Raw genomic sequence first — 14464 nt, 5'->3', positions numbered from 1 at the left:
TATGGAGAAGTTAATAATAACAGCCGCAATTTGTGGAGCTGAGGTGACAAAAGAACATAATCCAGCTGTTCCATATACAGTAGAAGAGATAGCTAGAGAAGCCTATAGTGCATATGAAGCGGGGGCGAGTGTTATCCATCTTCATGTAAGAGAGGATGATGGAACTCCAACTCAAAGAAAAGAAAGATATGATGAGTGTATAAAAGCCATTAGAGAAAAGTGTCCAGATGTAATTATTCAACCATCTACAGGTGGGTCAGTGGGGATGACTTCAGAGGAGAGATTAGAGCCAGTTTATCTAAAACCTGAGATGGCGACATTAGATTGCGGAACTTTGAATTTTGGTGGAGATGAGATTTTTGTAAACACTGAGAATATGATAAAAGAGTTTGGAAAAAAGATGATAGATTTGGGTGTTAAGCCAGAGGTTGAAGTTTTTGATAAATCAATGATAGATATGGCTGTTAGATTATCTAAAAAGGGATTTATAAAAGAGCCGATTCACTTTAGTTTTGTAATGGGAGTAAACGGTGGAATCTCAGGAGAGTTAAGAGATTTTATATTTTTAAAAGAAAGTATTCCATGTGGGTCTACATTTTCGGTTGCAGGTATTGGAAAATTTGAATTCACTCTTGCGGCGGCTTCGATAGTTTCGGGAGGCCACGTAAGAGTTGGGTTTGAAGATAATATATATATAAGTAAGGGAGTTTTAGCAAAGAGTAATGGTGAATTAGTTCAAAAAGTTGTAAGACTTGCGAATGAGTTTGGAAGAGAGATAGCAAATCCAACTGAGGCAAGAAAAATATTAGGTTTAAACTAGGAGGGTATTATGAAAAAAGGATGTAAATTTGGAACACATAGAGTAATAGAACCAGTTGGATCACTGCCGCAAGGAGCTTTAAAAATATGTAACAATATGGATATTATGTCTAATGAAGTTTTAATAAATGTTCAGACTTTAAATATAGATTCAGCTAGTTTTACACAGATAAAAGAAGCTTGTGATAGAGATGAAAAAAAGATGGCGGAGATGATAGAAAATATAGTTGCAGAAAGAGGAAAGATGCAAAATCCTGTAACAGGTTCTGGTGGAATGTTGATAGGAACGATTGAAAAAATAGGAGAGGATTTCCCAGATAAAAACTTAAAAGTAGGAGATAAAATAGCAACGTTAGTTTCATTATCATTGACACCTTTAAAAATAGAGGAGATAAAAAATGTAAATATATCTAATGATCAAGTTGATGTAGATGCAAAAGCTGTTCTTTTCGAAAGTGGAATATATGCTGTATTACCAAATGATGTTCCAGAGAAACTAGCTCTTGCAGCTTTAGATGTAGCTGGAGCACCTGCTCAAGTTGAAAAGTTAGTTAAAGAGGGAGACACAGTTTGTATAATTGGTGGAGGAGGAAAATCAGGAATTCTTTGCTGTTATCAAGCCATGAAAAATGTGGGAAAAGATGGGAAAGTTATAGTGTTTGAATACTCAGAGAGCAATGCTTCAAGAATAAGAGATTTAGGATTAGCTCATGTTGTATTGGTAGGGGATGCAACAAAGCCGGTGGAGATATACAATAAAATAAATGAGATTACAAATGGGGAACTTTGTGATGTTGTTATAAATAATGTAAACGTTCCAGGAACAGAGATGTCATCAATTCTTATAACAAAAGATGACGGAGTGGTGTATTTCTTCTCGATGGCGACATCATTCACAAAAGCTGCACTAGGGGCAGAGGGTGTAGGAAAAGATGTGACTATGATAGTTGGAAATGGATACACAAAGGGACACGCTAATTTGACACTAGAAATTATAAGAGAGTCAAAAGCTATAAGAGAGTTATTTGAAAAACTATACGTTTAGTGGGGTTGAAAAATAAAAAAGATTTATAGAAAATTTGAAGGAGTCTAGGATGATAAATTTGAGAGAGAGATTTAACGTAGCAGATGAGCAATGGAATGATTGGAAGTGGCAAATTAGAAATAGAATCGAGAATATAGAGCAGTTAGAAGCGTTAATGACTTTAACTGAAGAGGAGAAAGAGGGAATTAGTAAATCTTTAGAAACTATCAGAATGGGAATAACGCCATACTATTTGAGTACTATGGATTTAGATGATCCTAAATGCCCAGTGAGAATGCAAGCTGTGCCTTCAATAAATGAACTACATAGATCAGAAGCAGATCAATTAGATCCGTTGCATGAGGATGGAGATTCACCAGTTCCAGGATTAACTCATAGATATCCAGATAGAGTTTTACTACTAGTTACAGATATGTGTGCAATGTATTGTAGACATTGTACAAGAAGAAGATTTGCTGGACAAACAGACCAAGCTGTTCCTATGGAGAGAATTGAAAAAGCTATTGAGTATATCAAAAATACTCCACAAGTTAGAGATGTATTGCTTTCAGGAGGAGATGCCTTACTTTTATCTGATGAGAAATTAGAGCATATTATAAGTAAACTTCGAGCTATTCCACATGTAGAGATTATTAGAATAGGTTCAAGAACTCCTGTTGTTATGCCACAAAGAATAACACCTGAGCTTTGCAATATGTTAAAAAAATATCATCCAATCTGGTTAAATACTCATTTTAATCATTCAAAAGAGATTACACCTGAAGCTAAAAAAGCTTGTGAGATGTTAGCAAATGCAGGGGTTCCACTAGGAAATCAATCGGTACTTTTAAAAGGGGTGAATGATTGTGTTCATGTAATGAAAGAGTTAGTTCATAACTTAGTAAAGATGAGAGTTAGACCATACTACATATATCAATGTGATTTATCAATGGGAATTGAGCACTTTAGAACTCCAGTTTCAAAAGGAATAGAGATAATAGAGGGATTAAGAGGACATACATCTGGATATGCTGTTCCAACATTTGTTGTAGATGCTCCAGGTGGAGGAGGGAAAACTCCAGTTATGCCAAACTATATAATCTCTCAATCACCAGATAAAGTTATATTAAGAAACTTTGAAGGGGTAATAACTACATATACTCAACCGACAAACTATGTAAATACATGTGAGTGTGAAGTTTGTAAAGGAGAGACTAAGAAAAAACAGGTTGGAGTAGCAGGTCTTATGAGTGGGTGTGAAGAGACACTAGAGCCAAGACAACTTGATAGAAAGCAAAGAAACGCTCATTAAAAATATAGAAGGCTCACAAAAAGGAGGAAAACCATGCCCTTTATAAAAGATATAAAAAAATATAGAAGTATCGCAACTATTGGATTGGAAAAAAATGTGGGGAAAACAGAAACTATGAATTATATCTTAAAAAGATTTAATGCTGAAGGGATTTTAGCGGGGGTTACATCTATAGGCATAGATGGGGAAAAGATTGATATAGTTACAGATACATCAAAGCCAGAGATAACAATATATGAAGGCATGGTTTTCGTTACAAGTGAAAAACACTATTGTAAAAAAAGATTTGCAGCAGAGATTTTAAATGTGAGTGAAAAATCCACAGCTTTAGGTAGAGTTGTAACTGCACGAGCATTAGGAGAGGGAAAAGTTTTACTATCTGGACCATCGAGTAGTTACTGGGTAAAAGATATAATAGATGAGATGCTGGGAAAAGGTATGGAGTGTGTTTTAGTAGATGGGGCCCTATCACGAATGAGTGTGGGGTCTCCTATTATTACAGAGGGGATAGTTTTGTCCACAGGAGCCTCGGTTTCAATAAATCAGAAAGAGATTGTAAAGAAAACTAAACATGTTATAAATCTTTTGAAATTAGAAAGAGTGAATTGGCAAAATAGAGAGTCAATTTTAAAATTAGAGGATGGAATATATAAAATAGTTTTAAATGGAGAGATTATAAATAAACTTCCAATAAGATCGATTTTAAATTTTTCAGAACTAGAGGAGAATATATTTGAAGAACCATGTACTCTTTATTTAACAGGAGTTTTAACTGAAAGGTTTGTAGAGAATCTTATAAAACAAAGTTTTATAGAAAATGTAGAAATTTTAGTTAAAGATTTTACAAAAATATTTTTATCACCGGATGTACTAAATAGATTTATTCGGCGAGGTGGAAAGTTAAGGGTTCTTTTAAATACAGAGTTAGTTGCAGTCACTGTAAATCCAGTATCTCCAGCAGGTTATATTTTAGATTGGAAAGAACTTGTAGAGGAGATTAAACAGTTTACAGATGTTCCGGTCTTAAATTTAAGGGAGGAGGGGTATGAAATTTGAAAAATTAAATTTTGATTATATTTTAGAAAACTTAGATATCAGCAGTAAGCTTGGAAAAAAAAGAGTAAAAGAGATTCAATTTACAAATGATTCTCTCTTCTTAGAAAAAGAGTTTTTTAATTTAGAAGTTGTAATAAATCTATTGGAAAAAAATCCGAAGATATATTCTGTAATGAAAAGAAAATTGTCTAATCTAAAAGATATAAGTAGTATACTTGAACGACTCATAAATGGATATGTATTAGATGATGTTGAGCTTTTTGAGATTAAAATTTTTTCTATGATTTCCCAAGAGATGTATGAATTGTTAAAAGAGAATTATAAAGATTTAGCTCCACAAAATTTAGAAAAGGTTATAGATATTTTGGACCCAGATAAAATTAGAATAGCAAGTTTTCATATCTATAACTCATATTCAATTGAGTTAAGTCAGATAAGAGATAAAATAAAAGAAACAAAAGATGAAAGTTTATATGATAAAGAGATAGAGTTAGAAGATAATGTAAGAAAATTTATCAGTAAAAAATTACTAAACTATAATCAAGTTTTGAAAAGTTCAATAAAAAGATTGGGATATCTAGATTTTGTTTTTGCAAAAGCTCAGATTGCTAATAAGTTAAATTTGGTTAAACCAACTTTTGCTAACAAAACAAAAATTGTAGGGATGTTCAATCCGAAAGTTTTAAAATCATTAGAAGAGAAAGAAAGAGTTTATCAAAAGGTAGATATATCTTTAGGAAAGAGAGTCACAGTTATAACAGGAGCTAATATGTCAGGGAAAACTTTGACGTTGAAAACTTTGGGATTGATTCAAGTGATGGCTCAAACAGGATTCTTTGTTTCAGCAGAGTCAGCAGAACTTCAACTACTAGATGATATCTGTTTATCTATCGGAGATTCACAATCTTTAGAAGAGGGATTGTCATCTTTTGCAGCTGAGATGTTAGAGATTGATGGAATAGTAAAAAAAATAAAAAAAGGTGTAAGACCCTTAGTTCTTATTGATGAGTTAGCTAGAACAACAAATCCAGAAGAGGGACGAGCACTTTTGAAGTCTGTTGTTAAAATTTTGGATAGATATTCCATTGAGGCGATTATAACAACCCACTACGATGATATAGGAAAAGATGTAACAAAACTTAGAGTTGTAGGAATAAAAAAAGATATACTTTTAGAAAGTGTGGACTATAAAAATATTGAGGATTATATAGATTACTCTTTAGTGGAGGTTGATGATGGGGATGTTCCAGAAGAAGCTCTCACAATAGCTAAACTTCTTAAGATAGATGATGAGATTATAAAAAATGCATATGAGTATTTATAGGGAGGAAAATTTATGTTTAAAAGTAAATTGGGTTTAGATTTTAATAAAGTTCAGAAAGCTAGAGGGCTGGCAAAAGATATAGCTATGGATGTTCAAAAATTTGTGGATTCATATACAACAGTAGCAGTTGAAAGAACTATATGCAGACTTCTAGGGATAGATGGAGTCGACATAGATGAAGTTCCTTTACCAAATATAGTTGTAGATCATCTAAAAGATAAAGGGGTTTTATCTGAGGGGGTTATGTACTTTATAGGAAATGCTATTTTGGAAACTGGATTGTCTCCGCAAGAGATAGCGGAAAAAGTGAGTGCTGGAGAACTAGATTTAACAAAATTAAATCAGAATTCGAAAGATAAAGTGGAGAAAGCTATTGAGCCACTTGTGAACTCTTCGGTGGAGAGAATAAAATCTAATAGAGAGAAAAGAGATGAGTATTTAAATAGAATAGGAGAGGGACCAAAACCTTACCTTTATGTTATAGTTGCAACTGGAAATATATATGAAGATGTTATTCAAGCTCAAGCTGCTGCACGACAAGGAGCAGATATAATAGCAGTTATAAGAACAACAGGACAAAGTTTACTTGATTATGTACCGTATGGTGCTACGACAGAGGGGTTCGGAGGAACTTTTGCGACTCAGGAAAACTTTAGAATTATGAGAAAAGCTCTGGATGAAGTAGGGGAAGAGGTTGGAAGATATATAAGACTTTGTAACTACTGCTCAGGATTATGTATGCCAGAGATAGCAGCTATGGGAGCATTAGAAAGATTGGATGTAATGTTAAATGATGCTCTTTATGGAATTTTGTTTAGAGATATAAATATGCAAAGAACACTTGTAGATCAATTCTTCTCGAGAGTTATAAATGGATTTGCAGGGGTTATAATAAATACAGGAGAGGATAACTATTTAACAACGGCAGATGCAGTTGAAAACGCTCATACTGTTTTAGCTTCAGATTTAATAAATGAACAACTTGCATTTATGGCTGGATTACCAGAGGAGCAGATGGGACTTGGACATGCCTTTGAAATTGATCCTGAATTAGAAAATGGGTTCCTTTTAGAGTTATCTCAAGCTCAGATGACAAGAGAGATTTTCCCAAATGCACCGTTAAAATATATGCCACCGACAAAATTTATGACAGGAAATGTTTTTAAAGGTCATATTCAAGATGCACTATTTAATCAAGTTGCAATAATGACAGGACAAGGGTTACAACTTTTAGGAATGATGACAGAAGCTATACATACACCGTTTATGTCTGATAGATATTTAGCAATAGAAAATGCAAGATATATATTCAACAACATGAGAGATTTTGGGTCTGAAATAGAGTTTAAAACAGATGGAATAATTCAAAAAAGAGCTCAATCTGTTCTAGAGGAATCAGTGCAACTTTTAGAAAAAATGGTTCACGATGGATTGTTTAACTCTTTAGAGAAGGGAACGTTTGCAGATATAAAAAGAAGCAGAACAGGTGGAAAAGGATTAGCTGGAGTTGTAGCTAAAAAAGCTAACTATATGAATCTGTTTATTTCAAAAATGTTAGGAGAGGTGAAGTAATGAGCGGTGGATTATATTCAATGGAAGAGAAAGGATTTGATACAACACTGGATTTAAAAGCTGTAAAACCATATGGAGATACAATGAATGATGGTAAAACTCACCTTTCGTTTACCTTACCAGTTCCAGCAGGAGCCGAAGGAGTTGAGGCAGCAAAGCAGTTGATGAAAAAGATGGGTTTTTTAAATCCACAAGTTTCATATTTTAAAGAGCTGACAGAGGGGTTTACATTTTTCAACTGCTATGGAAGTTGTACACATACTGTAGATTATGAATCTATATATGTTCCAAAAGTTGAAGCCACAACTTGGTCGATGGAAGCAACTGATAAATTTGTAAAAGAGAATATAGGTAGAAAAATTGTAGTTTTAGGGGCAAGTACAGGAACGGATGCTCATACTGTTGGAATAGATGCAGTTATGAATATGAAAGGGTATGCAGGGCATTACGGTTTAGAAAGATATGAGATGATAGAAGCTTTAAATATGGGAAGTCAAGTTTTGAATGAAGATTTTATAGCAAAAGCTATTGAGATAAAAGCGGATGTACTTTTAGTTTCACAAACTGTAACTCAAAAAGATGTTCATATAAAAAACTTAGTTGAGCTTATTGAGATGATAGAAGCTGAGGGGCTTAGAGAGAAGATGCTAGTTATATGTGGTGGAGCTAGAATAACACATGAGCTTGCAAAAGAGTTAGGATATGATGCTGGGTTTGGAACTGGAACTTATGCTGATGATGTAGCTTCGTATGCTGTTCAAGAGTTGGTTCGAAGAGAGATTAAGTAGAAAAAAGGGTAAGCTTTAAATTTCTAAAGCCTACCCTTTTCAAATTTTAATAATTTTTCTTTTTATTACTGATTTTCATCCTTAGATAAAATATTTTCCATAATAACTGCACAAGAAGCATCTCCTAAGATGTTTGTAGATGTTCTCATCATATCCATAATTCTATCGATTCCAAAAACTAATGGTAAAGCGACAACTGGGATTCCAGCAGTAGCTAGAACAGCTACAACAAGAAGTGATGGTCCAGGAACTCCAGCAGTTCCAACTGCTCCAAGAACAGATGTTAAAACTATTCCAATGTATTGAACGGGTCCTAATTCTATATTGAACATCTGAGCAAAGAACATAGCAAGAAGTCCATATAGCATTGAGTTTCCATTCATATTAACAGTAGCTCCAAGAGGTAAAATAAATGAAGCCGTAGAGTTTTTAACTCCAAGTTGTTTACAACATTCTGTGTTTACAGGTAAAGCAGCCATAGATGAAGCTGTAGAGAAAGCTAAAATCTGAGCTGGGGCTGTTTTTTTAATAAACTTTATTGGAGAGATACCCGTAAATAATTTTACAAGTCCTGGTAACATTCCAAAATGAATTAAAGCTAGTGCCAATGAGAACACTAAGAATAGTTTTGTAACTAACACTAAAATTTCTATTCCAAATAGTGCTATCGAGTTGGCCATTAAACCAAAAACTCCTATCGGTGCAACTAAAAGTATTTTCTCAACCATTTTTATTAAAGTATCATTTATCGTTTCTAAAATATCGACAACTGGTTTTTGTTTTTCATCAGGTAGTTTAGACATACAGATTCCAAAGAAAAGAGAGAAGAATATAATTTGAAGAATATTTCCCTCAATCAATGATTTAAATGGATTATCTGGAATCATACTTAAAATTGTGCTCCAGAATCCAGGGTTTGTTGTTGCAGCTGCGAAAGCTCCATCTTTTGCTAATAGTGATGCAGGAACTACTATTCCAACTCCAGGATTAAAGATATATCCAGCACCTATTCCAATAACTACTGCAATACATGATGTTACCAAATAATAACTTAAAGTTAAGAAACCAACTTTTCCTGCTGATTTTGTTTTTCCAAGAGACATAGCTCCAAGAATGATATTGAAAAATACTAACGGAACTATTAGCATTGTAATTAGTTTTAAAAAAAGATCTCCCAAAGGTGCAAAGATAACTGCTTTTTCCTGTAAGAAAATTCCAGATATTATACCTAATATCATAGAAATAATTATTGCTGTACTACTACTAAGTTTTTTCATAAAATTTAATCTCCTATCTATATTATTCTTGTTAATTTTATCACATTAAATATAAAAAGTAAATTCTTTTTTCTTATTTTATGAAAAAACTTTTTCAAAATATAAGTTGAATATTAAAATTCAATTATCCTAGTAGAGATTTTTTTTACAAAATCCATCTCGTGGCTCACAATAACCATTGTGATATCGCTACTATTTTTTAACTCCTCTATAACCTTAAGAACCTCATTTGTCATGAAAGGATCAAGAGCTGATGTAGGTTCATCAAAGAGTAGAACTTCAGGTTCTTTAGCAAGAGCTCTTGCTATAGCAACCCTTTGTTGTTGGCCACCAGAAAGATATTTAGGATATGAATTTTTTTTATCCTCTAATCCAACTTTTTGTAGAAGAGATATGGCTCTGTCTTTAGCAGTAGTTTTATCTAATTTATCAACTAAGATTAAAGGTTCAACAATATTTTCTAAAACTGTTTTATTTTGAAAAAGATTGAAGTTTTGGAAAACCATTCCCATTTTTTTTCTATTGCAAATGATTTCACCAGAATCATAAGTTTCTAAACCTATTACACATCTTAAAAAAGTTGATTTTCCACGACCTGAAGGACCTATTATAGATACAATCTCCCCTTTTTCAATCTCTAGATTTAAATTTTTAAAAACAACACTATCTCCAAAAGTTTTATTTAAATTTTTTACTTTAATACCCATTATACATTCACCTTTTTTTCAATATTTTTTAATATAAAAATTATAATTGTTGAAAGCGTTAAGTAAACTCCTGCACAAAGAATAAAAGGAGTTATATTGAACTCTCTAGTTACAATCTCTTTAGAGTTTCTCAGAATCTCTGCCATACCTATAGCCGAGATTAAAGATGTATCTTTCACAAGAGATATAGCTTCATTTGATAAAGATGGAAGAGCTGTAACTAAGCTTTGAGGAAGAATAACTTTAAACATAGTTTGCCAATAGTTATATCCTAAAACTGTGGCAGCTTCATACTGCCCTTTGTTTATTCCAAGAATACTTCCTCTGAAAATCTCACATGTATAAGCAGAGTAGTTGATGACAAAAGTTATTAAAGCTGCATTAAATGGTTCAAGAGTTATACCAACTACAGGTAGACCATAATAAACAAAGAAAAGCTGTAGTAAAAGAGGAGTTCCTCTAAAAATCCAAGTGTATATTTGGATACTATTGTTTAGTAGTTTTGATTTTGAAACTCTTCCAAGTGATAATAGAATACCGAAAGGAAGTGCAAAAATCAGTGTGAAAAAGTAAAGTTTTAATGTAAGGTTTAAACCTTTTAGTATATATATTAAGTTATTTTCCATTATTTATCTCCAAACCATTTTGTGTATATATCTTTAAATGTTCCGTCAGCTCTCATATCATTTAAAGTTTTATCAATCTCATTTTTTAAAGAGATATCCTCTTTTCTAAGACCGACTGCCATTTTATCTCTAGCGATTGCTTCATTTAAAACAGTGAACCCATCTTTTTTAGCTATATAGTATCTTCCAACAACCGCATCCATAATAACTGCATCTGTTCTACCAGCTTCTAAATCTAAAAGTGCTTCTACATTTGTAGAGTATTTTTTTATCTCTTTAGCATCTTTTGAATATTTTGAAGCTTCAAAAGCGAAGTGTGATGTACTTCCCATTTGAACACCAATATTTTTAGATTGTAAGTCGTTTAAAGTTTGAATAGAGCTATTTTTTACAATAACTATTTGGTCATCATTGAAATAAGGTTCAGAGAAAAGAATCTGCTTTTCTCTAGCGGGGGTTATTGTCATCCCGTTCCAAACTAAATCGATTTTTTTACTTCTTAAAGCAAAGACAATTCCATCCCATTCACTTGGCTTAAATGTAGCCTTAACTCCAATTCTTTTAGCAACCTCGTTAGCTAAATCAATATCAAATCCAATGATGTTTCCATTTTCATCTTTAAATCCCATAGGTGCGAAGGTATCATCAAGACCAATAATAATTTCGCCTTTTTTTTGTATCTTCTCTAAAGAGTTTTCTTTCGAGAAAGTTGTAGTAAAAATAGTAAGTGTTAAAAATAAAAGTTTAAATAGTTTTTTCATAATATAACCTCCGTATAAATTCACAAAAACAAAAAAGCCACCTAGACGTATCTAGATGGCTTCAAGAAAATATGTTTACTTTCTTCGTTATTCACACACCATAGATACAGACTCAAGTCAAAACAACAAGAGCCTGTATCTACGAAAATTCATAGTAACAAACTCTAATATCTATGATGATGATGTAATGTGTTTAAATTAACGAACAGTTGTGACATATTTTCCTCCTAAGTTTTTTTATTCATTAATCATAGTATTAAAAGATTAAAAAGTCAAGAATTTTTTTCTTAAGCAAATTAGAGTTAGTTTTTTAGAAGGAACTCTTCCTTCAATTTCGTAAGATATTTTAAGCTTTATTATTTTTTATTAGAGGAGGTTTTTATGCTAAAAAGATTGGTTTTTCTTTCAGTTTTAATCTCTATTTTAGTTGGATGTTCTGCTTCTTATAATACACCTTATGTTCGAAGAAATGCAGTAGGTGGAGCAGCTGTTGGAGCTATTGCTGGACAGCTTATAGGTAGAGACACAACAAGTACATTGATAGGAGCAGGGATAGGTGCTTTAGCAGGATCGGCTATAGGTCATGAAAGACAAAAGAACTATTATAGAAGAAGATACAACTATTAAGATTCTAGGAGGACGTTTATGAAGAAAATATTTTTATTTTTATTCTCTCTAACACTATCTTTAAGTGCATTTGCAAGTGGAGATAACTATAATTTTCCAACATTAAAACAAAAGATGGAGAAAAATGGATATAAATTGGAATATGCAACAGAAAAAGTTGGGTTTAACTTTAAGAAAGCAAATGCTCATACAGAGGTTGTAGAGTATAAAAGTTATGGAGAGCTTAATACTGCAATAGCTAATTCAATAAATCTTTTGGAAGAGAAGGGGTTTGATTTAGTTCCAGCAGAGTGTGATTTTGGAAATGGAATCTTAGTATTTGCAAATCCTTCAATAAAAAATTATGCTTTTATTTTATCGGCAAATTATAAAAATAACATTATGCTAAATACAGGTGGGTCACCAGAGGATTTAGAGTTTTCGTTTAAAACTTTAGAATCGACTTTAAAACCTACAAAAAAATAGAAAACAGGCCATCAAATTCTAAAATTTGGTGGCTTTTTTTGGTTTTTTTAAAGAAAATGTGTTGACAAAGCTCTCTAATTGGTATAGAATGAATTTGTAAAGCCTGAGTGACGGAATTGGTAGACGTAGCGGACTCAAAATCCGCCGGTGCTAACACCTTGGGGGTTCGAGTCCCCCCTCAGGCACCATTTATTTTAAATCACATATAGTTTTAATTTATTTAAAGTTTTATTTAGATAAGTTAAAAAGATATGTGATTTTTTTATATAAAAAAAAGCTCTGATAAAAAAGAGCTTTTTTCATATTTATTTGATTGTTGGAAAAAGTTAAAAAATTTCTTACTCCTTGAATTATAATTCAAAAAACTCTATAAGTCAAGTAAAAATTGAATCTATATTCAATTTTTACTTTTTAGCTTCGTGGAATAACTCACTTAAAGTTACGATGCTTTGTAATTCACTAGGAATTATAATTTTTGTAGCTTGACCATTTGCAACCTTTTCAAAAGCTTCCATTCCTTTAAGAGTTAGAACACTCTTATCAGGTGCAGCTTCTTTTATAAGTCTGATAGCTTCAGCTTGAGCTTTTTGAATACTTAAAATAGCTTCCGCTTCTCCTTCCGCTTCTCTAATAGCAGCTTCTTTTTTAGCTTCTGCTCTTAAAATTGTAGATTCTTTTTCTCCTTCAGCAACAAGGATAGCCGCAGTTTTTTGTCCCTCAGCTCTAAGAATAGATTCTCTTCTCTCTCTTTCAGCTTTCATCTGCTTTTCCATAGCGTCTTGAATCTCAGCTGGAGGAATGATATTTTTAAGTTCAACTCTATTAATTTTTATTCCCCAAGGATCTGTAGCTTCATCTAAAATAGCTCTCATCTTAGTATTAATAGTATCTCTTGATGTAAGAGTAGCATCAAGTTCCATCTCTCCGATGATATTTCTAAGAGTTGTTGCAGTTAAATTCTCAATAGCATTCAATGGATTTTCAACACCGTAAGTATATAACTTAGGATCAGTTATTTGGAAATATACAACTGAATCAATTTGCATAGTAACATTATCTTTTGTTATAACTGGTTGTGGTGGGAAATCAATAACTTGCTCTTTTAAAGATACCCTTTTAGCTACTCTATCAATAAAAGGTATCAATACATTAAGACCAACGTCCCAAGTAGTAAGGTAAGCTCCAAGTCTTTCAATGACGAAAGCCTGAGATTGAGCAACAATTCTAACGTGTGTTCCTATTAGAAATATCGCAATAAAGATTAAAATAAATATAAACAACATAAAACCCTCCCTAAAATCTATAATTTTTTAATTAAAAATAGTTTGTTTCCGACAATCTTTTGAACAATAGCATTCTCTCCAATTTTAAAATCATCTGAAGATATTGCTTCCCAAATTTTTCCATCTAGATAAACTGTGTAAAAGGTTTGGTTTCCTTTTAAAGTAATATCTTCGATAGTTACTTCTTTTTCTGTGATACGGTTTAATTCTTTTGAATTGGTTTTGAAATATTTTAAAGCAATTTTTCTAACCAAGATTAAAGAAAGAAGTGATGTACCCACAAAAATATAAAATTGATGCTCTAAAGCTAAATTATAAAATGGCATTGTTAAAAAAGCTCCAAGAGCAAACCAGATTGAAATAAGTCCAAAAGTTAAAAGTTCAACTCCTAAAAGCACTAAGCCAGCAATAAACCATATTAGCATAACGACTCCTTTCTAAATGTATTTCACTAAGAGTATACTCTTTAAAATTAGGATTGTCAAAATAGAAAACAAATATATTTTTAATACAAAAAATATTTATATAAATTAACTTGTTTTTTGCATGGAATAAAGATAATTTTAACATCGTTGGTGTATAATCTAATTAAATATAACAATAAATGGGAAAAGGGAGAAAAATGTTTAGTGTAAAGAAAAGTTTAATTGGATTATTAGCAGTGATGGGAGCGGCAATGGTAAATGCTCAGGAGCAACATAAAGTTGCATTTGTATCGGATGTACATTTTCATGATGTGTATGGGGATTTTAACAGTGTTTGGGCAAGAATTCTCCCACCTCTTTAGGTGGTGAGATGAATTGCCTTTCTTTTTTTGTTGATT

Annotated in this window: 16 protein-coding genes and 1 tRNA gene; 11 read left to right on the top strand and 6 right to left on the bottom strand. The window is 32.3% G+C overall.

The genetic code is table 11. The features are described from left to right. The first annotated feature begins 1 nt into the window (after nt 1). Genes Q0O83_RS02700 through Q0O83_RS02670 form a run of 7 tightly spaced genes read left to right on the top strand, consistent with a single transcriptional unit; the run spans nt 2 to nt 7895 of the window. Nucleotides 2-820, top strand: coding sequence for a 3-keto-5-aminohexanoate cleavage protein (locus Q0O83_RS02700; protein WP_294093958.1), 819 nt, complete (start codon nt 2-4; stop codon nt 818-820). Nucleotides 821-829: 9 nt separating this feature from the next. Continuing rightward, nucleotides 830-1864 (top strand): L-erythro-3,5-diaminohexanoate dehydrogenase, encoded by a 1035-nt coding sequence (locus Q0O83_RS02695; protein WP_294093956.1) that lies wholly within the window; start codon nt 830-832, stop codon nt 1862-1864. Nucleotides 1865-1913: 49 nt separating this feature from the next. Beyond that, a complete protein-coding gene (ablA, locus tag Q0O83_RS02690) occupies nt 1914-3155 on the top strand; it encodes a lysine 2,3-aminomutase (RefSeq protein WP_294093954.1) in 1242 nt (413 codons plus the stop codon). A 33-nt stretch (nt 3156-3188) separates the two neighbouring features. Beyond that, nucleotides 3189-4211 (top strand): hypothetical protein, encoded by a 1023-nt coding sequence (locus tag Q0O83_RS02685; protein WP_294093953.1) that lies wholly within the window; start codon nt 3189-3191, stop codon nt 4209-4211. Beyond that, nucleotides 4201-5535, top strand: coding sequence for a hypothetical protein (locus Q0O83_RS02680; protein WP_294093951.1), 1335 nt, complete (start codon nt 4201-4203; stop codon nt 5533-5535). Before Q0O83_RS02685 ends, Q0O83_RS02680 begins: the two co-directional genes overlap by 11 nt. A gap of 12 nt (nt 5536-5547) precedes the next feature. After that, complete coding sequence (locus Q0O83_RS02675) at nt 5548-7107, top strand: lysine 5,6-aminomutase subunit alpha (RefSeq protein WP_294093949.1); 1560 nt, start codon at nt 5548-5550, stop codon at nt 7105-7107. Beyond that, nucleotides 7107-7895, top strand: coding sequence for an OAM dimerization domain-containing protein (locus tag Q0O83_RS02670; RefSeq protein WP_294093947.1), 789 nt, complete (start codon nt 7107-7109; stop codon nt 7893-7895). The genes Q0O83_RS02675 and Q0O83_RS02670 overlap by 1 nt, the downstream gene beginning before the upstream one ends. A gap of 65 nt (nt 7896-7960) precedes the next feature. Here Q0O83_RS02670 and Q0O83_RS02665 read toward each other — a convergent pair whose 3' ends face one another. The 4 genes from Q0O83_RS02665 to Q0O83_RS02650 all read right to left on the bottom strand — a co-directional run bounded on the left by Q0O83_RS02665 (nt 7961) and on the right by Q0O83_RS02650 (nt 11266). After that, nucleotides 7961-9172 carry a dicarboxylate/amino acid:cation symporter gene (locus Q0O83_RS02665; protein ID WP_294093945.1) on the bottom strand — a complete coding sequence of 404 codons (1212 nt, stop codon included), beginning with the start codon at nt 9170-9172 and terminating at the stop codon, nt 7961-7963. Between the two features lie 113 nt (nt 9173-9285). Further along, a complete protein-coding gene (locus tag Q0O83_RS02660; protein ID WP_294093943.1) occupies nt 9286-9879 on the bottom strand; it encodes an amino acid ABC transporter ATP-binding protein in 594 nt (197 codons plus the stop codon). Further along, complete coding sequence (locus Q0O83_RS02655; protein WP_294093941.1) at nt 9879-10505, bottom strand: amino acid ABC transporter permease; 627 nt, start codon at nt 10503-10505, stop codon at nt 9879-9881. The genes Q0O83_RS02660 and Q0O83_RS02655 overlap by 1 nt, the downstream gene beginning before the upstream one ends. Continuing rightward, nucleotides 10505-11266, bottom strand: coding sequence for an amino acid ABC transporter substrate-binding protein (locus tag Q0O83_RS02650; protein ID WP_294093939.1), 762 nt, complete (start codon nt 11264-11266; stop codon nt 10505-10507). The genes Q0O83_RS02655 and Q0O83_RS02650 overlap by 1 nt, the downstream gene beginning before the upstream one ends. Nucleotides 11267-11647: 381 nt before the next feature. On the opposite strand from Q0O83_RS02650, the gene Q0O83_RS02645 reads away from it, so the two are divergent. From Q0O83_RS02645 to Q0O83_RS02635, 3 genes are all read left to right on the top strand, one after another. Next, nucleotides 11648-11893 carry a glycine zipper 2TM domain-containing protein gene (locus Q0O83_RS02645; protein WP_052191681.1) on the top strand — a complete coding sequence of 82 codons (246 nt, stop codon included), beginning with the start codon at nt 11648-11650 and terminating at the stop codon, nt 11891-11893. Nucleotides 11894-11911: 18 nt separating this feature from the next. After that, nucleotides 11912-12358, top strand: coding sequence for a hypothetical protein (locus Q0O83_RS02640; protein WP_294093937.1), 447 nt, complete (start codon nt 11912-11914; stop codon nt 12356-12358). 101 nt (nt 12359-12459) lie between these two features. Then, nucleotides 12460-12546, top strand: a tRNA-Leu gene (locus Q0O83_RS02635). A gap of 216 nt (nt 12547-12762) precedes the next feature. Here Q0O83_RS02635 and Q0O83_RS02630 read toward each other — a convergent pair. After that, nucleotides 12763-13641: an SPFH domain-containing protein gene (locus tag Q0O83_RS02630; protein WP_047395590.1), complete on the bottom strand. Its 879-nt coding sequence runs from the start codon at nt 13639-13641 to the stop codon at nt 12763-12765. Nucleotides 13642-13658: 17 nt separating this feature from the next. Next, nucleotides 13659-14066 carry an NfeD family protein gene (locus tag Q0O83_RS02625; protein WP_052193946.1) on the bottom strand — a complete coding sequence of 136 codons (408 nt, stop codon included), beginning with the start codon at nt 14064-14066 and terminating at the stop codon, nt 13659-13661. 197 nt (nt 14067-14263) lie between these two features. Between Q0O83_RS02625 and Q0O83_RS02620 the strand changes: the two genes are divergently transcribed. Next, the gene (locus Q0O83_RS02620) at nt 14264-14428 is read left to right on the top strand and encodes a hypothetical protein (protein ID WP_294093931.1); all 165 of its coding nucleotides are present in this window, start codon (nt 14264-14266) and stop codon (nt 14426-14428) included. The last annotated feature ends 36 nt before the right edge of the window (nt 14429-14464 follow it).

The sequence above is a fragment of the uncultured Cetobacterium sp. genome (genome assembly GCF_945952365.1).
Lineage (GTDB): Bacteria > Fusobacteriota > Fusobacteriia > Fusobacteriales > Fusobacteriaceae > Cetobacterium_A.
The sequence above is the reverse complement of the archived record's forward strand: the minus strand, read 5'-3'. Positions and strand labels throughout refer to the sequence as shown.